Here is a 19,073-nt window from a genome sequence, read left to right on the forward strand (position 1 = left end):
CACCCAGGATCGACGGTCTCAGCGGAAAGCGCGAACGCTTTCCAGAGCCGTGTCCGGCTGGTCGGCGAAAAAGCCGTCGATTCCTGCCCTTAAGTACGCCTCTTCTTCCGCGAAGACGTTCCCGTAGCGCGCCGGGTCGGCCGACGAACGGAGGCCGACCGGCAGGAAGTTGTTCTCGTTGCGGAAGGTGTACGGCTGCACCTGCAGCTTGGCGGCGTGCGCGTCCTTGACGAGCGCGGTCGGCTTGGTGAGGTTGCCGGTCGCGTCGAGCGGGATGATCTGCGCCTTCTCCGGGCCGAGGTAGGTGGCGTAGCGAGCGATCTCCTTGAGCCCCGCCGGCGTCACCAGGTCCTTGTACGTGCGCGGGTCACCCTTCGCGACGAAGTCGGCAGGAGCTCCGGTCGCCGAGGTCAGCTGCAGCAGCGGCACCCTGAGCTGCTTGTGCAGCTCGATCAGGTTGGACACCTCGAACGACTGGATGATCACCGGCGCGTTCGGCCGGTTGAGGCCGTTGCGCTTGAGGATGTCGACCAGCTTCGGCTCGGTCGGGTTGCCGAGCTTCTGGAAGTAGGTCGAGTGCTTGACCTCGGGGTAGGTGCCCAGCGTGCGGTGCAGTTCGCGGCCGAGGCGCTGGGTGAGGTCGAGCACCTCCTGGTAGGTCGCGATCTGGTAGCGGCCGTCGTAGAGCTGGTTGTTCGGGCGGAACTGCGGGATCCGCTCGGTCGCGCGCAGCGTCTTCAGCTCGGCGAGGGTGAAGTCCTCGGTGAACCAGCCGGTCAGCGGCGCGCCGTCGACGATCTTGGTCGTCTTGCGGCCGATGAACTCGGGGTGCTTCGAGACGTCGGTGGTGCCGCCGATCTCCGGCTCGTGCCGCGCGACCAGCTGGCCGTCCTTGGTCGGCACGAGGTCGACGTCGACCCAGTCGACGCCCTGGCGGAACGCGAGCTCGTACGAGGCGAGCGTGTGCTCCGGCCGGTAGCCGGGCGCGCCCCGGTGCCCGACGACGACGGCGCCGTCGCGGTGGTGCCCGTAACTGTCCACGCCCTGTTCCTCCGCGTTCGCCGCACCCAGTCCCGCGACCCCGATGACGGCCAGTCCCGTCAGTGCGAGCACGCCCAGTCGCCTGCGCATCATGAATGACCTCTTCCTTAGGGAGACTGGAGACCTACCGCGACACCCTTGTTCGCGCAAGCGACCAACGACGGTCTCCGGGCTGACCAGCGAGTGAACGCCGAGTGCCGAAATTCGCGGACGCCGGGAGGCCGACTACGCTGCTCTGCGTGCGCGTACTGGTAATCGGGTCCGGGGCCCGAGAGCATGCCCTCGTCCTCGCTGTCGCTCAGGACCCTGCCGTCACCGCGCTGGCCTGCGCGCCAGGCAACGCGGGGACGGCTGGTGTCGCCGAGCAGCTCGGTGTCGACGCCGTCGACCCGGAAGCCGTCACGGCGCTGGCCAAGAGCTGGAAGGCCGACCTGGTCGTCGTCGGCCCCGAGGTCCCGCTGGTCGCCGGTGTCGCCGACGCCGTGCGCAAGGCCGGTATCGCCTGCTTCGGCCCGTCGGCAGCCGCCGCGCGCATCGAGGGCTCGAAGGCCTTCGCCAAGGACGTGATGGCCGCGGCCAACGTCCCGACCGCGCACAGCGAGATCGTCGACAACCCGGCGAAGCTCGACGCCGCGCTCGGCCGCTTCGGCCCGACCTGGGTGGTCAAGGACGACGGCCTCGCCGCAGGTAAGGGCGTGGTCGTCACCCCGGACATCGACGTCGCGCGCAAGCACGCGCTGATGCTGCTCGACGGCGGCCACCCGGTGCTCCTGGAGTCCTTTTTGGATGGCCCGGAGGCCTCGCTCTTCTGCTTCGTCGACGGCAAGACGGTCGTCCCGCTGCTGCCCGCGCAGGACTTCAAGCGCGTCGGAGACGGCGACGCGGGCCCCAACACCGGCGGCATGGGCGCCTACGCGCCGCTGCCGTGGGCGCCGGAAGGCCTGGTCGACGAGGTCGTGCGCGACATCGTCCAGCCCGTGGTCGACGAGCTGGTCAAGCGTGACTCGTCGTTCAGCGGCCTGCTCTACGCCGGCCTCGCGCTGACGTCGGAAGGCCCGTCGGTCATCGAGTTCAACTGCCGCTTCGGCGACCCGGAGACCCAGGTCGTGCTGGCGCTGCTGCGCACCCCGCTGGCCGGGCTGCTCAAGGCCACCGCCACCGGCAAGCTGCACAAGCAGCCGCCGCTCGAGTGGGACCCGGGTGCCGCGGTCACGGTCGTGGTCGCCGCCGACGGCTACCCCGGCAAACCGCGCACCGGCGACGTGATCTCCGGCGGCGAGATCGAAGGCGTGCTGCACGCCGGCACGCGACGTCGCGACGACGGCGCCGTGGTGTCCTCCGGTGGCCGGGTGCTCTCGGTCGTCGGCACCGGCAAGAACCTCAAGGCCGCGCGCAAGCAGGCCTACGCCACGGTCGAGCGGGTCCACCTGGCAGGCTCGCACCACCGCACCGACATCGCGTTGCTGGCGGCCAAGGGCGAGATCACCACCCCGGCTTCGTGAAACTTAGCTCGCGCCTACATCGGGGTTGGTAGCCTCGGAATCCGAGACCGGTCGGCTACCGTCCGTAGGAGGGGTGCGCGCACATGTCCGGAACCACCGCTGTCCACGAGCTCAACTCGACCGTGCCGACGGTGCCCGGGATGGCCGATATCCAGGTCGACCCGGACAAACTGCTCGCCGTGGCCAAGATCGTCGAGGACCAGGCCAACGCGTTGCAGGACAAGCTGCGCGAACGTCTCGGCGAGCTGCACATCGACGCTCCCTCCGACGACGCGATCAGCACCTACGCGACCAAGGCGTGGAACATGCTGGTCTCCGACGGGGACCAGTCGTACGCCAAACGGGTGCGCTCGTACGTCCAAGGCCTGCGTGACCTGGTCGAACAGCTACGCGAGGCGGCGAAGCGGTACAAGCTCGGCGAGGACGAGAAGACCGCGGCGTTCGGGGACCGCGGTGTCCATCGCGCGTAGCGGGGTGATCGTGGCCGTGCTGGCGCTGGCCGCCTGCGGATCCGATCCGGTCGTCACGCCGACGACCGAGTCGGCGCTGTCCTCGTCGCCCGCTCCGGTGTCCAGGCCGAGCGAGCTGTCGCTCACCGGCGTCGACGCGTGCTCGTTGCTCACCGACACCCAGCTGGACCAGCTCAAGGTCAACAGCAAGCCACGGAAGACGGCCGAGGGCTGCTCCTTCGACGCCGATCTGACCAAGCCGTACTACTCGTACGGCGTGACGCCCGTCGCCGCCGACCTCGAGGCCTGGGTGAGCGGCGACCGGCGCAAATCCAGCATGACCGTCGAACCCGTGCAGGTCGACGGCTTCCCCGCGCTGCGCAACTACCGCGCGAGCGCCGATCCGAGCGACTGCGAAACACTGGTCGGCGTTGCCAAGGGCCAGACGATGGTGGTGCAGGCGTTCCCGGTGAGCGGCGGCTTCGGCCAGCAGCAGCTCTGTGACATGTCCCAGCAGGCGGCGGAACTCGCACTGCGGACCCTGAAAGCGAGGCCCTGATGGACTTCTCGGACATCGCGGCGGTGGCGGAGACCATCCGCGGCAACCGGTTCGACGGCATGACAGACAACTCGCTCGCCGACGAGATCGACAAGTTCCGCCGCGGCCCCGGCATCAAGAGCATCGGCTCCGCGGTCGACGCGCTCAAGGCGGTCAGCGGCGCGCTCGCAGACACCGACAAGACGTTGCGCGACGAGCTGGCCAAGCTCGGCGTCGAATGGCAGAGCCAGGCCGGTGGCCAGGCTGGCCAGGTCTTCGCGAAGGAGGCCGGGTTCTCCGTCGACGCCAAGTCGAAGGTCGACCACGCGTCCGAGCAGCTCTTCGCGCAGGGCGAGGGCTTCGTGCGGACGCTGCACAAGCTCCCGGACTCGGCGGTCGTGCGCAAGGGCGCCGGCGGGTTCACGCTGAAGGACAACCTGCTCAGCCTGATCGGCTTCGAGACCGATCACTCGCGCGACGTCGCGGCCGCCGCCAACGCGCGTGCGCAGGCCGTCGAGGCGATGAACGCGTACTCGGTCTCCAGCGGCGACAACCTCGCGACCACGCAGGTGCTGTCCGAGCCGGAAGGCCTGCGCATGGGCTCCGGCCCGACCGGCCCGAGCCCGGCGGACCTCGGCGGCGCGGCCGTCGACGTCGGACCCGGCCCGGAGGTCAAGGAGAGCACCAAGGCAGCCCACATCTCGACCACCCACAAGCCGCCGGTGGTCACGCCGCCGCCCACGGGCGGCCCGACGCCGCCGATCGGCATCCCGGCCCCTGACTGCGACCCCGTCACCACGCAGCCGGTCGCCAAGGCCACCGTGCACGAGACCAAGCCCGCGTCGAACGCCACCGCCCCCGCGGCGGCCAGGCCCCCGGTCATGCCGAGCGCACCCGGTGTGCCTGGCGTTCCCGGCATGCCGTCCGCCCCGATCGCGGGCGGCTCCCGTCCCGTCGCCGGTGGTTCGGGCCCGATCGACGACGTGCTCGGCGGTTCGACCACGTTCGACGGCCTGCCGACCAGCGGTGGCCAGGGCTCGAGCTCGGGAGCCCGCAGCGGCCTCGGTGGCGGTTCGGCAGCCCTGCCCGGCCTGACCGGCGGCGCCGAGCAGCACCTCGGCAAGGGCAAGCTGATGGGCTCCGGCCCGCAGGCCCCGCTCCCGCAGTCCGACGGCGGCAAGCCGTTCACCCCGATGCCCAAGCCCGCGATGTCGGCAGGTGACATGGGCTCCGGTGCGGCGGCCATCGCGGCAGGCGGCGCGGGCGCGGCCGTCAGCGGCGAGCCCGAGAAGCGCCGCGGTCCCCGTGGCCCCGCCCGTGCCGGCAACGTCCCGCTCGCGGAGCTGCCAGAGGAAGAGCAGCGCAAGCTACGCGGCGCGGACAAGCTCAACACCGAGCAGCGCAAGCCGAAGCCGGGCCTGCTTTCCGAGGCCGCCCCGCAGGAGCAGGACGCCGAGCACATCCGCCGTTATGGCGTCGACGACAAGGATCTCTTCGCCGACCAGCGCATGGTTTCGCCCGACACGATCGGCGACGAGACCTAGGATGCCGACGAACAACGACAGCGTGGTGCTGTCCGCGCTGGAATTCGACATGCTCTGGGAGGCCGAGCGCCTCCCGCAGCGTCACCCCGCGCTCGACGTCCCCACCCCCGGTTTGACGTACGCCGAGCGCGCCTCCCTGATCGAGCAGGCCTGGGAGTCGCTCGCCGAGCGCGGCCTGGCTCGCGGCCACAAGGCGTCCGGCGAGCTCATCGACATGCTCAACCTGTTCGCCCACCCCCAGACCGCCATCGACGTCTGGGTCTGGACCGACCGCGAGATCAAGGGCCAGGCGGTCAGCGTCGGCCGCGACGCACTGCTCGGCGTCGTCGACAACGGCGAGCTCTGGCTCATCCCGGCCCGCCCGGACACCCTGGTCGAGGCCGCCGTCTCGGTCGCGGGCGTCCTCGCGCCCGGCATCGGCCAGTCGATCAGCGTCCCCCACGAGTCACTGGTCGCCGCCGACGCGGAAGCCGCTGGCGAGGCGAAGGCTTTGGTCACCGCACTCGAGGACCGGGGCTTGCCTCTGTGGCAGAGCCAAGAGCTCGCCGGGATGCTTCTCGGCCAGGAGGCGCGCGGGCAGTTCGGCGTCGAGCGACGTGGCCGTGACGGCATCTCCCATCGGGCCGACCGCGTGGTGTCGTTCTTCGACACCGACGCCGGGCGGTACCTGTTCCAGCTGGCGCGCAACACCGACGGACGGGACTGGGCGACTGTCACACCCGCCGACAACGCGTTGCTGGCAGGCAAGGTCTGGGATCTGCTCGACCGCCTTTAGGGCTTGGGTAGCTTGGGTGCGATCGCTTTGATCAGATCGGCCGCGTGCGCGCAGCTCTCCTCGTTCAGGCTTTCGTCTTGGTACCAGAATTTCGCCTCGACTATTTCGCTTTTGGACTGGGATATGCTCCGGTGTTGAATGTAGGCGCTGCACCTTCCTTTGTCGGGCTTGTCCACGTAGCCCTTCTCGTCGCCGAGATCGACACTGGCCATGCTTTCAATGCTCGGTTGTATAGTCCGTTTATTTCTACGGTCACCGTCGCCGCATTGCTTTGCCAGTCGCAAGCACGTAAGTCTGTCGGTCGCGCGGGTGCGTCGAAGCCCGTCGTGGCCTTGATGACTTCGGCGGTCAACACCGTGCAAGGATCGGTCGTTACCAGGCTTCCCTGTGGTTGATCGAGCAGGGGAGGCGTGGTCGTGGCTTTGTCCACCGCAGACCGAAGAATGACGAGCGCGGCTTCACAATTCTTTCCGTCCGCCAGGTTTCGAGCTGTCGTCGTGATGCCTGACGGGGGAGATTTGACCATTAAGGCGGCGGCTGAGCAATAGTTCGACTGGTCTGTCTTCGATACAGAGAATCCGTTTATTTCCCCGCTTGCCGTAGGATAGTTCCCCTCTGGAATTCCAGTGGCGCCGACGGTGAAAGACGGTTTGTCTGTGCCCTTCTCTTTTGAGGACGTGGTGCACTCTCTCCAGTTGCTTATCCTGATTTCCGATGTTGGGTCATACTTCGCCACGTCGTTCCGGTTGATGAGCGCGCAGACATCGAGGAGCCGCAGCTTTTCCACGGAGATGCCGGTACCGGTCGTGCTCGAAGTGGTGGGTCCGGCGCCAAGTGTCGTGGGTGCGTCGCGATTCAACGCCTTGACGCCGACGATCGTCGCCGCGATCAGGACGATCGCGCCGGCGAACGCCCCAACGGCAAGACCCCATCGCCGTCCCTGTTTTCTCGCGGGCGCTGCCGCAGTGGCTTGGGGCGGCGGCAAGGAGAGTACGTGCCGCACCGCCGTCTTCTGCTTGGCGATCAGACTTTGGACAGCCGGCGGCCATGGCGTGGCGGTAGGGACCACCGGGCCCAAGAAGTCGAGAATCTGAGCCGGAGTCGGGCGTTTCGCGGGATCTTTCGCGAGGCACGGCTCCGCCAGGCGGCGAATCGCCGGATGGACCATTCGCAGGTCCGGCTGGGAATGAACGACGTTGTACAACGTTTGCGGCGTCGAGGTTCCGGTAAATGGCCCTTGGCCAGTGGCGGCCATCACCAAGAGCGCACCGAGCGAGAAGACGTCACTCGCGGGGGTGACCGGCCTGCCGTCAGCCTGTTCGGGTGACATGAACCCGGGTGAGCCGATGATCGAGCCGGTGTGCGTCAGTTCCGAGCCCGCGTCGACCGCCCGCGCGATGCCGAAGTCGATGACTCGGGGTCCGTCATCGGTGAGCATGACGTTGCTCGGTTTGAGATCGCGGTGGATCAACCCGACACGGTGAATCTCGGTGAGCGCTGACGCGAGGCCGACGGCCAGGAACCGAATGGATTCGACTGGAAGTGGCCCGGCCGCGTCGACAGCCTCCCGAAGCGATGGACCGGCGACGAACACAGAGGCCAGCCACGGTGTCGCCGCCTCCGGATCGGCGTCCATCACGGCGGCGGTGTAGGCGCCCGACACCATGCGAGAGGTTTCGACCTCCCGCCGGAAGCGGGATCGGAACCCCTCGTCGTGAGCGAAACCTGGATGGACCTGCTTGAGCGCGACCAACCGGCCGTCCTGTCCGACGCCCAGCAGCACCCGTCCCATGCCACCTTCACCGAGTAGAGCGACCAGGCGATAGCGCCCGACTTGCCGGGGTTCACCCGGATTCAACTGTTTCACCGCACCCCCTCCTCCCGGAGTGGATGCTACAAAGCGTGTCCGTGCCGTGCCCGACGCACATCCTCGGGTGAGAGTTGCGCGGATCCGCACACGGAGCGCAGTCGAGGTCATACAGTATGCGCGGGAACCGTCTTGGCCGGAGTTGCGTCTGACCAGGCGGACGCAGACTTCTTGCGAAGGGGATGACAACCGTGCCGAAGTACGACCTGGAGTCGATGCGAATCGCGGCTGGGCAGGTGGAGAAGCTCCAGCACGAGTTCGAAGAGTCGAAGAAGAAGGTCACCGGCTTCGAACACGAGAACGACAACCCCTTCAAAGGCATGACCGGCGCCGACGACGCGCACGGGGCGACCGACGAGTTCAAGAAGGGCGTCCACAAGGAGTTCGACGCGGGCGGCGCGGTGATGGCGGGGACCGCGAGCGCGCTGCGCAAGGCCATGCAGCTGATGCAGGAAGCCGACCAGATCGGCGCGGACAACGTGACCTTGCACGAAGACAAGAGCCGGAAAGCGTGAGCGTCGTAAACGGGGACGGCGAGGTAAGGGGGCGACGTCGTGTCGGGTAAGACTGGAGTGGAAGCTCCGGAACACACAGACAACTGGGGTGACGTGACGGCGCAGGCCGAGCGTGTCCAGAATGTCAACATCGAGGCGATTTCGGCCGCTTCGCAGCAGTTCGCCAAGGCCGCGGAAAACGCCGACGACCACAACACGTCGTTGACGAATTCAGTCAAGCCGCTGGGCAACGGGGTCTGGGAAGGCGCGGCCGCCGAATCGTTCTTCAACTACGTCAAGCAGGTCACCGCCGCAGGCGACAAGGTTCGTGATCACCTGCAGGAGGTCAGCAAGGATCTCCAGGATCTGGCGAACCAGCTCGGCGACATCAAGAACCAGGCTTTGACAAAGCGTGACGGGGCCGCGAAGGAAATCGGTCTTCGCAACGAGACCGTCATGAACGGCGCGATGCAGACCGCCCGCACACAGCAGGCTCTACATCTTCAGCACGAAGATCAGCCCGCGCCGAACCCAAGCCCCGCGGAAATCCTCAAGAAGCTCGAGGCTGACAACCACACGACCGCGGCTACCGCGGCCGAAGCTATGAAGACTTTGGTCGACTCCGCCGACCAGAAGATCGGCGAGTCTCAGAAGCTGATGAAGACTCAGATCGAGGGCGGCTATTCCTCGGTTCCCTTGCCAGGCAAGGACGGCACGCTCCCCAAGCAGACCGGCGGCATCCATTCGAACGGCGCCTCGCACGGTGGCGGCGGCAGCAGCAGCGGCGGTGGCGGTGGGCTCGGGCCGAGCGGTGCGCCGCCGTCGACGACTCCGCCGGGCAATGTGCAACAGTGGATCCAGGAAGCCATCAAAATCCTGCAGGCCAACGGGATTCCGGTGACCGACGCCGACATCAGCAAGATCTGGACGATCATCGAGAAGGAGTCCGGCGGCAATCCCAACGCCATCAACAACTGGGATTCCAATGCTGCCAAGGGAACGCCGTCGAAGGGCCTGATGCAGTGCATCGACCCGACCTTCAACTCGCACAAGCTGCCCGGCCACGACAACATCTACAACCCGGTCGACAACATCATCGCCGGTGTCCGCTACACCTTCAGCCGCTACGGCGGCTTCGACGGGCACCCCGGGCTGAAGTCGATGTCGCACGGCGGCGGCTATCAGGGCTACTAGCGGCTCTGGGGTCGTGAGTGTTTTGGCCGGTTAGAACCGGCCGTACCACTCACGACCCCAAGTCCTTAGGCGACCACCTGCACCTCGTCCCCTCGTTGGAGCGCGGCGAAGAAGCGCTCCGAGTCCTCTTTGGACAGATGAAGGCAGCCGTGTGAGTACTCGGTGAGACTGCCCTCGTGGAAAGCCACACCAGGGTAGAAGAAGACCGAGTTCGGCATCGGCAGGTTGTACTGCCGCGACCGGTAGACCTTGTTCTTGCGATCCACCCGCCAAGTCCCGACCGGCGTCGGATCGGCAGGCCCGCCCGGCATGGTCGGCACCGGCCCGTGCACGACCTGTCCGCCTTCGAGCAGCCAAGCCAGCCGCTGCGAGAGGCTCACACAAGCCCGCGCCGTCGCGCCGCATGGCATGACCGGGGCAGGGGGTGGCGTTGACGTCGCGACCGCGTGCTGCGGGGCCGCTGGTGGCGGCGCGGGCGCAGGGATCGGCGCGGACACGGCCGGGGAGCACGCGGTCAGCGTCAAGGCGAGCAGCAAAACACAGAAGCCCCTGTTCATGACCTCCTCTACGAGTGAGCACCCCAAAAGGTTTAGCGTGACGGCCATGGTCGACTTCCCCGGGCCCGCCGCCCGGTCCAATGTGCCGCCGTTCCACGTGATGGACGTGGTGTCCGCCGCGGGCGCGCGACAGCGCAGTCATGGCGATCTGGTGAGCCTCGCCGCCGGTCAGCCGACGGCCGGTGCGCCCGCTCCGGTCCGCGCGGCCGCCGAGAAGGCGTTGCGGAGCGGGTACCTCGGCTACACCGAGCAACTGGGCATCCCTGACCTGCGCGAAGCCATCGCCGGGCACTACGGCACTCGCTACGGGCTCGACGTCAGCCCGGCGGATGTGGTGGTCACCACCGGCTCGTCCGGCGGGTTCCTGCTCGCCTTCCTCAGCGCGTTCCAGCCGGGTGACCGGGTCGCGATGGCACGCCCCGGCTATCCCGCGTACCGGAATCTCTTGAAGGTGCTCGGCTGCGAGGTGGTCGAGTTCGCCACCGACGAGAGCACCCGCTTCCAGCCGACGACCGAGTTGCTCGACGGGCTCGGGCCGATCAGCGGGCTGATCGTGGCCAGCCCCAGCAATCCGACCGGCACGGTGCTGCCGCCCGGTGAGCTCGCCGCGATCTCAGGCTGGTGCGCGTCGCGCGGTGTGCAGTTGATCAGCGACGAGATCTACCACGGTATTTCGTTCGGTGCGGAGCTTGACTGCGCGTGGCAGTTCAGCCGGGAGGCCCTGATTCTCGGGTCGTTCTCGAAGTACTTCGCCATGACCGGGTGGCGGATCGGCTGGATGCTGGTACCGCAACGGCTGCATCGCGCGGTCGACGTGCTGACCGGCAACTTCACCATCTGCCCGCCCGCGATCGCCCAGCACGCCTGTGTCGCCGCGTTCACGCCCGAGTCGTACGCCGAGGCCGACGGTCACGTCGAGCACTACCGTGCCAACCGCGATCTGCTGTTCGACGGTCTGCGTGGCATCGGGCTCGACCGTGTGGCGCCGGCGGACGGCGCTTTCTATGCCTATGTCGACGTTTCCGAGCACACCACCGACAGCCTCTCGTGGTGTCAGCGGCTGCTCGCCGACACCGGTGTCGCCATCGCTCCCGGGGTCGATTTCGACCCGGTCGACGGCGGTCGTTTCGTCCGGTTCTCCTTCGCGGGCGCGCGGGAAGACATAGAGGAAGGCATACGGCGGATCGGCGCTTGGCTTAAGTGACCAGGTCAGGGGGAACCCTGGTCGTTCCCTGAACGTTGGCCGGAAGACGGGTGTTTCCGGTCCGCACGTGGCAGCCTGATGACAAGGGCCACGGGGGTCCGGAACCGAGCGGAGGAATGTCATGTTCTGGAAGATCGTCGGTGCGTTGATCGTCATCTGGCTGGCGTTCACCGTGCTCGGATTCGTGATCAAGGGCCTGTTCTGGCTGGCCATCATCGGTGGCGTGCTCTTCCTGGGCACCGCCGCTTACGGCGCCATCAAGGGCAAGAACGACCCCAAGCGGATCAAGTACTAAGGCTTGCGGCCTACCCCGCCGAGTGTCGTGAAGTTGCAGGGCGAGAGCGGCGTGAACCGCGGCCCGTCCGGCCACCACTCGTGCGGGTAGGTCAGGCCCGGCTCCACCAGGTCGAGGCCTTCGAAGAAGGAGGCGATCTCGGCGCGCGTGCGGTAGAGCGTGTCGAGACCGGTGCCGCTGAAGCGGTCCTGCAATGACTGGGCGACGTCGCTCGACGCACTGCCGTCGCCGGGGTTGAACTGATGCGCCAGCACCAGGTACGAGCCAGGCGCGAGCACGTCGATGTAGGTGCGCACGATTTCCCGCGCCTGCGCGAGATCTTCGATGTGGTGGATGATCGCGCACAGGATCAGGCCGACCGGCCGTTTCAGGTCGATATGCCTGGTCACGTCGGGATCGTTCAGCGTCTCGTGTGGCTTGGTGAGGTCGTTGCCCGCGATGTGGGTGAAGTCGTTTTCCCCGAGCAGCTGTCGTCCGCGTTCCTGCACGACCGGGTCGTTGTCCACGTAGACGACCTGCGCGTGCGGGTTGTAGCGCTGCGCGATCGTGTGCGTGTTGTCCGAGGTGGGAAACCCGGACCCGAGGTCGATGAACTGCTCGATGCCGACCTGGTCGGCGAGGAACCGGACCGTCCGCTTGAGCCAGTCGCGCAGTTCCCTGGCCATCACCAGCGCTTCGGGCGCCAGCTCCAGTATTTGACGCAGCACCTCCCGGTCGGCTTCACGGTGTTCGTGACCGCCGACCAGCGCGTCGAAAACCCTGGCGATGCTGGGTCTGTCGAAGTCCGCGGGAGACGACATGAGCAACCCCGTCGTGACATGCGTCCGGCATATGACGGGGTCCACTGTAGGCCATTCTGCTCACCGCGGGTGAGCAGAAGGCCCTGCACCGTCACATTGGGCTAACCCACCTGGCTTTTCGCGCTTTCCGCGCCCAACCAGCGGTGTGCCTTCCAACCCGCGGCGACGGCGCCGTCGACGTTGACCTGACGGTCGTCGAAGAACAGGCAGTCGGACGGCTCGGCGCCCAGCTTCGCGGCGACGAAGTCGTAGATCCGCTTGTCCGGCTTGGCGAAACCGAGGTCGCCGGAGAAGACCAGCGTCCGGAAATGCGCGGCCCAGGCCTGCCGCTCGACGACCCTTCCCATGGTGACCGGCGCGTTCGACAGCAACGCGAGCGCGACGCCTGCCTCGGCCAGCGCTTCCAGCAACTCGATGGTCGACGGTTCGACGTCCAGCCAGCCCTCGATGTCGAGCGCGGTCAGCTCGTCGGAAAGCGACTTGTCGACGCCGACACCGAGCGCGGTGCCGATCCCGCTCCAGTACTCGAGATCCGGGCAGCCGCGGTCGTAGACGTCACGCAGTTCCCAGTACGGCGGCTCGAAATCCGCCAGAGCGACACCCATGGTCGCGGCGAGTTTCGGGATCGCCTGTGTCCGCTTGACGATGACCTCGCCGTAGTCGAAGACGGTCCAGTTCACGACGCACTCCCTGTCTTGATCCGGCTCAGAGCGTCTTCGACAGCGGTCGGAGCGAGATCGCGATGCAGCACGAAACGCACCCTTCCTGACATCGGGAGCGCGAGAATTCCCAGTGTTCCCAAGTGATCCAGCGCCATGCGGAGGTCGGGAACGCCGGCGAGGACGATGTTCGTCTGCGGGGTTTCGACCTCCCAGCCGAACTCGTTGAGCCCGGCCGCGAGCCGCCGCGCCGCCTCGTGCGTCTCGCCGAGATCGCCGACCCGGTCGAGCGCGACCAGGCAGGCCGCCGCGAGGATCCCGCCCTGGCGCACGCCGCCGCCGAGCATCTGCCGCATCCGCCTGGCGCGGTCGACGAACTCCACGCTGCCCGCGACGACAGAGCCGACCGGCGCGCCGAGTCCCTTGCTGAAACACGCCGAAACCGAGTCGACGCCGACGGTCAGCGCCGCGGGCGGCACGCCGAGCGCGACGGCCGCGTGCCACAGCCGCGCTCCGTCGAGGTGGACCTTCAGTCCCTTGTCACGCGCGGCGGCCACGAGTTGCGCGTGCTCGTGCGGCGGGGTGACCGCGCCGCCTGCAGCGTTGTGCGTGTTCTCCAAGCACAGCAACGTGGTCCGCAGCGTGTAGTACGGCCCGTCCGCCATGCCGACGGCCATCTCCACCGCTTCGGGCGTCGGACGGCCGGGGCCCGCGTCGTGCTCCAGCGTCTCCGGCATGCCACCCGCGAGCCAGGCCGCGGAGCCGAGCTCGTTGTTCAGCACGTGCGCCCCGCGCGTCGCGAGGAAGCGGTCTCCGCGTTTCAGATGCAGGCTCAGCGCGATCAGGTTGGCCATCGTGCCGCTCGGCGTCCACAGCGCGTCGGGCATGCCGAGCACCTTCGCGGCCCGCTGTTCGAGCGCGCGTACGGTCGGGTCGGTGTCGATCACGTTGTCGGCGACTTCCGCCGACGCCATCGCGGAGCGCATCGTTTCATCGGGGCGAGTGACGGTGTCGGAGCGAAAGTCCAGCTGAGCTGCGGTGAAGGTCACGGTTCGATCACATCACAGACTGCGACACGCTCGCAAACGGTCCGGTGGTGCAACCGTGGACGCCCTCGGTTCCGTCTACCACCTCGAACGCGAAAGAGCGGAGAACACAGGCGCGTGAACCAGCGCGACGAGCAGGAATTCGCGGAGTACTTCGCTGCGAAGCGCGACTCCGTGCGCCGAACCGCGTACATGCTCTGTGGCGACTGGCACAAGGCAGACGATCTCGCGCAGACGGCGTTCGTGGCTCTGCATCGGAGGTGGACGAAGATCCGGGACCGCGCGGCGACGGACGCCTACGTCCGCAAGACACTGGTGCGCGCCTCGATCGACGAGTCGAGACGGCCATGGCGCCGCGAGCGGGACACCGAAGTCCTGCCGGAGCCCGACGTCGTCGGTGATCGGCTCGATGATCAGGTGGCGACCAGGCAGGATCTGATCGTCGCGTTGCGTCAGGTGCCGCCACGGCAGCGCGCGGTGCTGGTGTTGCGCTTTTTCGAGGGGATGGACGTCAGCGGGGCCGCGAAGGCGCTCGGCTGCAGCGAAGGCAATGTGAAGAGTCAGACGGCGCGAGGACTCGCGAACCTGCGCGAGGTGCTCGGTGAGGAGGTGGAGACCAATGGATGACCGCGAACTGGAACGTATGTTCGCCGGGGCGTCAGTGGAACCGCCGCCCCCGTCGTTCGATCACGGCGATATCGTCAGCGAGTCGAAGAAGATCACCGCCCGGCGGCGCAAGACGCTCGGCGTCGCTGGGACTTTTGCCGTACTTGTCCTTTTCGGTCTCGGCGCGATCCGGCTGTCCGGCGTGATCGGCGGAATGGAGGAGACGGCAAGCGCACCAGGGAATGCCGCCGTTGACACCCAATCGGGTGGTTCGGCGCAACCTCTCGACTCCTCCGGGCGTCCCACTAGCGGTGGGGAGAAACAAAGCCTTCCCAGCACGACTCCCATGCAGGGGGGTGACGTGTCAGGGAAGAACGGCCCCCATGGGGCCGGTAGCGCCTTCGGGTGCGAAGCGGCGGACGGACAGCTCGCCACAGCCCTCGCTGGCGAGCTGTCCGTCCCCGTGACGGCCCCCAGTATCGGCGGCTTCTGTGAGACGGCGATGCGCTCGGCCAGGTTCCCCGTCGACGGCGGCGAATTGACCATCGCGCTCATGCAGCCCGGCACCGCCGTTCCGCAGGCGACGGACTCGGCGACCGCCTCCGCGACCACGGCCACAGGGCTGACACTGGTCGTGCGCAGTGTCTCGACCACCGGAAATACCACGCCACCGTTCGCGGCCGACCTCTCCCGCGCCGTGAACCGGCTGGCCGCCCGGTTCTAAACTGGTCCGCCATGACCGCAGCAGCCAGCACGCCCAAGGGTGAGCGACGACGCGCCGCGCTCGTCGAAGCCGCTGCTCAGCTGCTCGGCGAGGGCGGGTTCGACGCGATCCGCCACCGCGCCGTCGCCGAGCGTGCCGACCTGCCGCTGGCGTCGACGACGTACTACTTCGACTCACTCGACGAGCTGGTCACCGCGGCCGTCGAGCACTACTCGTTCACCGAGCTCGCGGAAAGCCGCAAGCGTATCGAGGCCCAGTCCGACCCGGCGAAAGGCGTCGAAGGACTGCTCGACCTCATCCTGTTCATGCTGCTCGGCGACGAGACCGGCGACACCGAGGCCGACAACGAAGCCGTCGTGCTGCGCTACGAACGGCTGGTGGCCACCGGCCGCCGGAAGTACCTGCGGCCGGTGATGCGCAAGATCACCGTCGAGTTCAACGCCCAGCTCGGCGAGATCTTCTCCCGTGCGGGCCGCCCGATGTCGCCCACCGGGGTGGAACGCCTGGTCGCGCTCGTCGACGGCGCGGTGGTCAACGCCTTGATCGAGATCGACCCCGATCCGCGCGGGGTCGCGAAGCGGATGCTGCTCGCCGAACTGACCTGAGTATCTTGGGGTCGTGAAGCCTCGTATCGCGAACGTTCTGGCCGCCCGCTACGCCTCGCCCGAGATGGTGACGCTCTGGTCGGCGGAGGAGAAGGTCAAGCTGGAGCGCAGGCTCTGGCTCGCCGTGCTGCGTGCGCAGGCCGACCTGGGCGTCGAGGTCGGCGAAGGCGTCGTCGAGGACTACGAGCGCGTGCTGGACAACGTCGACCTCGAGTCGATCGCCGCCCGCGAGCGTGTCACACGTCACGACGTGAAGGCCCGCATCGAGGAGTTCAGCGAACTCGCCGGGCATGAGCACATCCACAAGGGCATGACCTCGCGTGACCTCACCGAGAACGTCGAGCAGCTGCAGCAGCTCCGTTCACTCGAACTCATCCGCGGCCGGGCCGCCGCCGTGCTCGCCAGGCTCGGCGCGCTGGCGCTGGAGCACACCGACCTGGTGATGGCCGGGCGTTCGCACAACGTCGCAGCGCAGGCCACCACGCTCGGCAAGCGGTTCGCGTCCGCCGCCGACGAAATGCTGGTCGCCTTCTCGCGGCTGGACAACCTCATCGAGCGCTACCCGCTGCGCGGGATCAAGGGCCCGGTCGGCACCGCGCAGGACATGCTCGACCTGCTCGGCGACGAGTCCACTTTGGACGAGCTGGAGGACCGGGTGATGCAGCACCTCGGTTTCAACCAGCGCTTCGACAGCGTCGGCCAGGTTTACCCGCGCTCACTGGACTTCGACGTACTGTCCACTGTGGTCCAGCTCGCCGCCGGGCCGTCCAGCCTGGCCAAGACGATCCGCCTGATGGCTGGCAACGAGCTGGTGACCGAGGGCTTCAAGCCCGGCCAGGTCGGTTCGTCCGCCATGCCGCACAAGATGAACACGCGATCCTGCGAGCGCGTCAACGGCCTTGCCGTGATCCTGCGCGGCTACCTGTCGATGATCGGCGAGCTGGCTGGCGACCAGTGGAACGAGGGCGACGTCTCGGATTCCGTGGTTCGGCGCGTCGCGCTGCCGGACGCGTTCTTCGCGCTCGACGGCCTGCTCGAGACGTTCCTCACCGTGCTCAACGAGTTCGGCGCGTTCCCGGCGGTCGTCGCCCGCGAACTCGACCGCTACCTGCCGTTCCTGGCCACCACCAAGGTGCTGATGGCCTCGATCCGCGCCGGTGTCGGCCGCGAGTCCGCGCACGAGGCCATCAAGGAGAACGCGGTCGCCGCCGCGCTCGCCATGCGCGAGCAGGGCTTGGCGGACAACGACCTGCTCGACCGGCTGGCCGCCGACGAGCGCATCCCGCTCGACCGCGGCGAACTCGACAAGCTGCTGGCCGACCGGATCTCGTTCACCGGCGTCGCGCCGCGGCAGGTCGACGCCGTGGTCAAGCGGATCGAAGCGGTGCTGGAGCGCTTCCCGGAGGCGCGCGGCTACGCGCCCCAGCCGATTCTTTAAAGGGGTCGTGAGTGGTATGGCCGGTTAGAACCGGCCGTACCACTCACGAGCCTGTAGCCGACGTCACGGCGAGGCGTTCACAGAGTGGGACGAATACGGCTCGAACGGGCGAACTTCCTACTCTCGCCCCATGAGATCCACGCTGTCGAAAATCCTTGCCGCCGCTACCGCGGTGCTCGCGCTCACCGCTTGCGGTTCATCGACCGGCTCCGGGGCCAAAACGCTACGGGTCGGCACGCTCACGGACGCGCCGCCGTCGATCTACCTGGAGAACGGCACGTTCACCGGGTTCGACAACGAACTGCTGCGTGACATCGCCAAGCGCGAGGGCTTCGAGGTCCAGTTCGTCGGCACCGAGTTCGCCAGCCTGCTGGCGAACGTGGCGAACGGCCAGTTCGACATCGGCAGCTCGACGATCTCGACCACCGAGGCACGCAAGAAGACCGTGGCGTTCAGCAACGGCTACAGCACCGGTTTCACCACCATCGTCACGAAGAAGGGCGCCGGGCTGACCGCGCTGCCCGCCTTCGCCGGAAAGCGACTCGGCGTCGTGCAGGCCTCGGTCCAGGACGACTTCGCGTCCAAGGTCGGCGGTGCCGAAGTGGTCAGGTTCCCCGACTACAACGCGGGCTTCGCCCAGCTCAAGAACGGCACGCTCGACGGATGGGTGGTGCCGAAGGACATCGGGCAGAAGTACATCGACCAGAACCCGGCCGTCCCGCTGGACTTCGGCTACACGGTCGAGACCAAGGACACCCCGTCCGCGTTCGCCGTCGCCAGGACCAACAAGGACCTGCTGGCGAAGCTGAACGACGGGCTGGCCAAGGCGGTCGCGGATGGCACGGTCGCGCGGTTGCACGCACAATTCTTCAAGACCGAGCCGCTGCCGAAGGAACTCGAGCAGGGCGGACCCGGCCTGCCCGTCCAGAACCCGGGGGTCTGAACCAATGCGCAAGGCACTTCTCGCGGCCGCTCTCCTGCTCTCGCTGACCGCCTGCTCCGGCGGCTCAGGAGGCTCGGGTGAGGCGACGCTCAAGGTCGGCACGCTCAGCGACGCGCCACCGAACATCTTCCTGAAGGACGGGGTCTTCACCGGCTTCGACAATGAGCTGCTCAGGGCCATCGCGGCCAAGCAGAACCTGAAGCTGGAGTTCACCGCCACCGACTTCTCGGCGTTGCTCGGCCAGGTGAACAACGGCCGGTTCGACATCGGCAGCTCGGCCATCGCGCAGACCGACGAGCGCAAGAAGACCGTCGACTTCTCGGCCGCGTACGACTACGAGACGATGAGCATCCAGGCCAAGGAGGGCACGCCGGTCACCGACGAGGCCTCGCTCGGCGGCAAGCGGGTCGCGGTCATCCAGGGCACGGTCGGCGACAAGTGGCTGACCGACAAGGTGCCGGCCGCGCAGGCCGTCCGCTTCCCCGACTACGCCGCGGCGCTGGCCGGGCTGAAGTCGGGCGCCGTCGACGCGTACATCCTCGACCAGAGCATCGCCGAGAAGAACGTCACCGAGAACCCCGACGCGAAGCTCAAGGTGGTCAAGTCGTTCACGCTGGACATCCCGCATGGCTTCGCGGTGAAAAAAGGCAACAAGGAACTGCTCGACAAGGTCAACGCGGGCCTCAAACAGGTGATCGCGGACGGGACCTGGCTTAAGCTGCACAACCAGTTCCTGCCGACCGCGCCGGTGCCGGCTGAGTTCAAGGGTTAAGGGGTTTGAAATGAGGCAGC

At 67.5% G+C, this 19,073-nt stretch carries 22 protein-coding genes; 15 read left to right on the forward strand and 7 right to left on the reverse strand.

What is annotated here, in order from left to right:
- Positions 1–18: 18 nt before the first annotated feature.
- Positions 19–1,134: a glycerophosphodiester phosphodiesterase gene (locus ACFV15_RS11970; protein ID WP_378350215.1), complete on the reverse strand. Its 1,116-nt coding sequence runs from the start codon at positions 1,132–1,134 to the stop codon at positions 19–21.
- A gap of 146 nt (positions 1,135–1,280) precedes the next feature.
- Here ACFV15_RS11970 and purD point away from each other — a divergent pair, with 146 nt between their 5' ends.
- The 5 genes from purD (at position 1,281) to ACFV15_RS11995 (ending at position 5,849) form a co-directional block, all read left to right on the forward strand.
- Positions 1,281–2,543 carry a phosphoribosylamine--glycine ligase gene (gene purD, locus ACFV15_RS11975; RefSeq protein ID WP_378350216.1) on the forward strand — a complete coding sequence of 421 codons (1,263 nt, stop codon included), beginning with the start codon at positions 1,281–1,283 and terminating at the stop codon, positions 2,541–2,543.
- Between the two features lie 83 nt (positions 2,544–2,626).
- The gene (locus tag ACFV15_RS11980) at positions 2,627–3,013 is read left to right on the forward strand and encodes a hypothetical protein (protein ID WP_378350217.1); all 387 of its coding nucleotides are present in this window, start codon (positions 2,627–2,629) and stop codon (positions 3,011–3,013) included.
- Positions 2,997–3,551 carry a DUF3558 domain-containing protein gene (locus ACFV15_RS11985; protein ID WP_378350218.1) on the forward strand — a complete coding sequence of 185 codons (555 nt, stop codon included), beginning with the start codon at positions 2,997–2,999 and terminating at the stop codon, positions 3,549–3,551. The genes ACFV15_RS11980 and ACFV15_RS11985 overlap by 17 nt, the downstream gene beginning before the upstream one ends.
- Positions 3,551–5,074: a hypothetical protein gene (locus ACFV15_RS11990; protein ID WP_378350219.1), complete on the forward strand. Its 1,524-nt coding sequence runs from the start codon at positions 3,551–3,553 to the stop codon at positions 5,072–5,074. Before ACFV15_RS11985 ends, ACFV15_RS11990 begins: the two co-directional genes overlap by 1 nt.
- 1 nt (position 5,075) lies before the next feature.
- Positions 5,076–5,849, forward strand: coding sequence for an ESX secretion-associated protein EspG (locus ACFV15_RS11995; RefSeq protein WP_378350220.1), 774 nt, complete (start codon positions 5,076–5,078; stop codon positions 5,847–5,849).
- 100 nt (positions 5,850–5,949) lie between these two features.
- Here the strand turns inward: ACFV15_RS11995 and ACFV15_RS12000 are convergent, their stop codons facing one another.
- Positions 5,950–7,716, reverse strand: coding sequence for a serine/threonine-protein kinase (locus ACFV15_RS12000; RefSeq protein ID WP_378350221.1), 1,767 nt, complete (start codon positions 7,714–7,716; stop codon positions 5,950–5,952).
- A gap of 191 nt (positions 7,717–7,907) precedes the next feature.
- Between ACFV15_RS12000 and ACFV15_RS12005 the strand changes: the two genes are divergently transcribed.
- Both ACFV15_RS12005 and ACFV15_RS12010 read left to right on the forward strand, forming a co-directional pair.
- A complete protein-coding gene (locus ACFV15_RS12005; protein ID WP_378350222.1) occupies positions 7,908–8,231 on the forward strand; it encodes a hypothetical protein in 324 nt (107 codons plus the stop codon).
- Between the two features lie 39 nt (positions 8,232–8,270).
- Positions 8,271–9,404 carry a WXG100 family type VII secretion target gene (locus ACFV15_RS12010; protein WP_378350223.1) on the forward strand — a complete coding sequence of 378 codons (1,134 nt, stop codon included), beginning with the start codon at positions 8,271–8,273 and terminating at the stop codon, positions 9,402–9,404.
- A gap of 65 nt (positions 9,405–9,469) precedes the next feature.
- On the opposite strand, the gene ACFV15_RS12015 is transcribed toward ACFV15_RS12010, so the two are convergent.
- Positions 9,470–9,961 carry a L,D-transpeptidase gene (locus tag ACFV15_RS12015; protein ID WP_378350224.1) on the reverse strand — a complete coding sequence of 164 codons (492 nt, stop codon included), beginning with the start codon at positions 9,959–9,961 and terminating at the stop codon, positions 9,470–9,472.
- A gap of 46 nt (positions 9,962–10,007) precedes the next feature.
- Here ACFV15_RS12015 and ACFV15_RS12020 point away from each other — a divergent pair, with 46 nt between their 5' ends.
- Positions 10,008–11,165 (forward strand): pyridoxal phosphate-dependent aminotransferase, encoded by a 1,158-nt coding sequence (locus ACFV15_RS12020; protein WP_378350225.1) that lies wholly within the window; start codon positions 10,008–10,010, stop codon positions 11,163–11,165.
- A gap of 121 nt (positions 11,166–11,286) precedes the next feature.
- Entirely contained in the window at positions 11,287–11,460 is a 174-nt protein-coding gene (locus ACFV15_RS12025) for a hypothetical protein (RefSeq protein WP_176968566.1), read from the forward strand.
- On the opposite strand, the gene ACFV15_RS12030 is transcribed toward ACFV15_RS12025, so the two are convergent.
- The 3 genes from ACFV15_RS12030 to ACFV15_RS12040 form a co-directional block, all read right to left on the reverse strand.
- The gene (locus tag ACFV15_RS12030; protein WP_378350226.1) at positions 11,457–12,260 is read right to left on the reverse strand and encodes an SAM-dependent methyltransferase; all 804 of its coding nucleotides are present in this window, start codon (positions 12,258–12,260) and stop codon (positions 11,457–11,459) included. The two genes, ACFV15_RS12025 and ACFV15_RS12030, sit on opposite strands and share 4 nt — an antisense overlap.
- 101 nt (positions 12,261–12,361) lie before the next feature.
- A complete protein-coding gene (locus tag ACFV15_RS12035; protein WP_378350227.1) occupies positions 12,362–12,940 on the reverse strand; it encodes an HAD family hydrolase in 579 nt (192 codons plus the stop codon).
- Positions 12,937–13,968: a threonine aldolase family protein gene (locus ACFV15_RS12040; protein ID WP_378350228.1), complete on the reverse strand. Its 1,032-nt coding sequence runs from the start codon at positions 13,966–13,968 to the stop codon at positions 12,937–12,939. Before ACFV15_RS12040 ends, ACFV15_RS12035 begins: the two co-directional genes overlap by 4 nt.
- Positions 13,969–14,082: 114 nt before the next feature.
- On the opposite strand from ACFV15_RS12040, the gene ACFV15_RS12045 reads away from it, so the two are divergent.
- Positions 14,083–14,592 (forward strand): SigE family RNA polymerase sigma factor, encoded by a 510-nt coding sequence (locus ACFV15_RS12045; protein WP_370945555.1) that lies wholly within the window; start codon positions 14,083–14,085, stop codon positions 14,590–14,592.
- Positions 14,593–14,623: 31 nt separating this feature from the next.
- On the opposite strand, the gene ACFV15_RS12050 is transcribed toward ACFV15_RS12045, so the two are convergent.
- On the reverse strand, positions 14,624–14,851 hold the full coding sequence (locus tag ACFV15_RS12050) for a hypothetical protein (protein WP_378350229.1): 228 nt from the start codon (positions 14,849–14,851) through the stop codon (positions 14,624–14,626).
- A gap of 183 nt (positions 14,852–15,034) precedes the next feature.
- On the opposite strand from ACFV15_RS12050, the gene ACFV15_RS12055 reads away from it, so the two are divergent.
- The 5 genes from ACFV15_RS12055 (at position 15,035) to ACFV15_RS12075 (ending at position 19,053) form a co-directional block, all read left to right on the forward strand.
- Positions 15,035–15,295 carry a hypothetical protein gene (locus ACFV15_RS12055; RefSeq protein ID WP_378350230.1) on the forward strand — a complete coding sequence of 87 codons (261 nt, stop codon included), beginning with the start codon at positions 15,035–15,037 and terminating at the stop codon, positions 15,293–15,295.
- An 11-nt stretch (positions 15,296–15,306) separates the two neighbouring features.
- Complete coding sequence (locus ACFV15_RS12060; RefSeq protein WP_378350231.1) at positions 15,307–15,900, forward strand: TetR/AcrR family transcriptional regulator; 594 nt, start codon at positions 15,307–15,309, stop codon at positions 15,898–15,900.
- 13 nt (positions 15,901–15,913) lie between these two features.
- Positions 15,914–17,338: an adenylosuccinate lyase gene (purB, locus tag ACFV15_RS12065; protein WP_378350232.1), complete on the forward strand. Its 1,425-nt coding sequence runs from the start codon at positions 15,914–15,916 to the stop codon at positions 17,336–17,338.
- A 130-nt stretch (positions 17,339–17,468) separates the two neighbouring features.
- Positions 17,469–18,281: a substrate-binding periplasmic protein gene (locus ACFV15_RS12070; protein ID WP_378350233.1), complete on the forward strand. Its 813-nt coding sequence runs from the start codon at positions 17,469–17,471 to the stop codon at positions 18,279–18,281.
- 4 nt (positions 18,282–18,285) lie between these two features.
- Positions 18,286–19,053 carry an ABC transporter substrate-binding protein gene (locus ACFV15_RS12075; RefSeq protein ID WP_378350234.1) on the forward strand — a complete coding sequence of 256 codons (768 nt, stop codon included), beginning with the start codon at positions 18,286–18,288 and terminating at the stop codon, positions 19,051–19,053.
- Positions 19,054–19,073: the final 20 nt, after the last annotated feature.

It is taken from the genome of Amycolatopsis sp. NPDC059657 (genome assembly GCF_042734395.1).
GTDB lineage: Bacteria > Actinomycetota > Actinomycetes > Mycobacteriales > Pseudonocardiaceae > Amycolatopsis.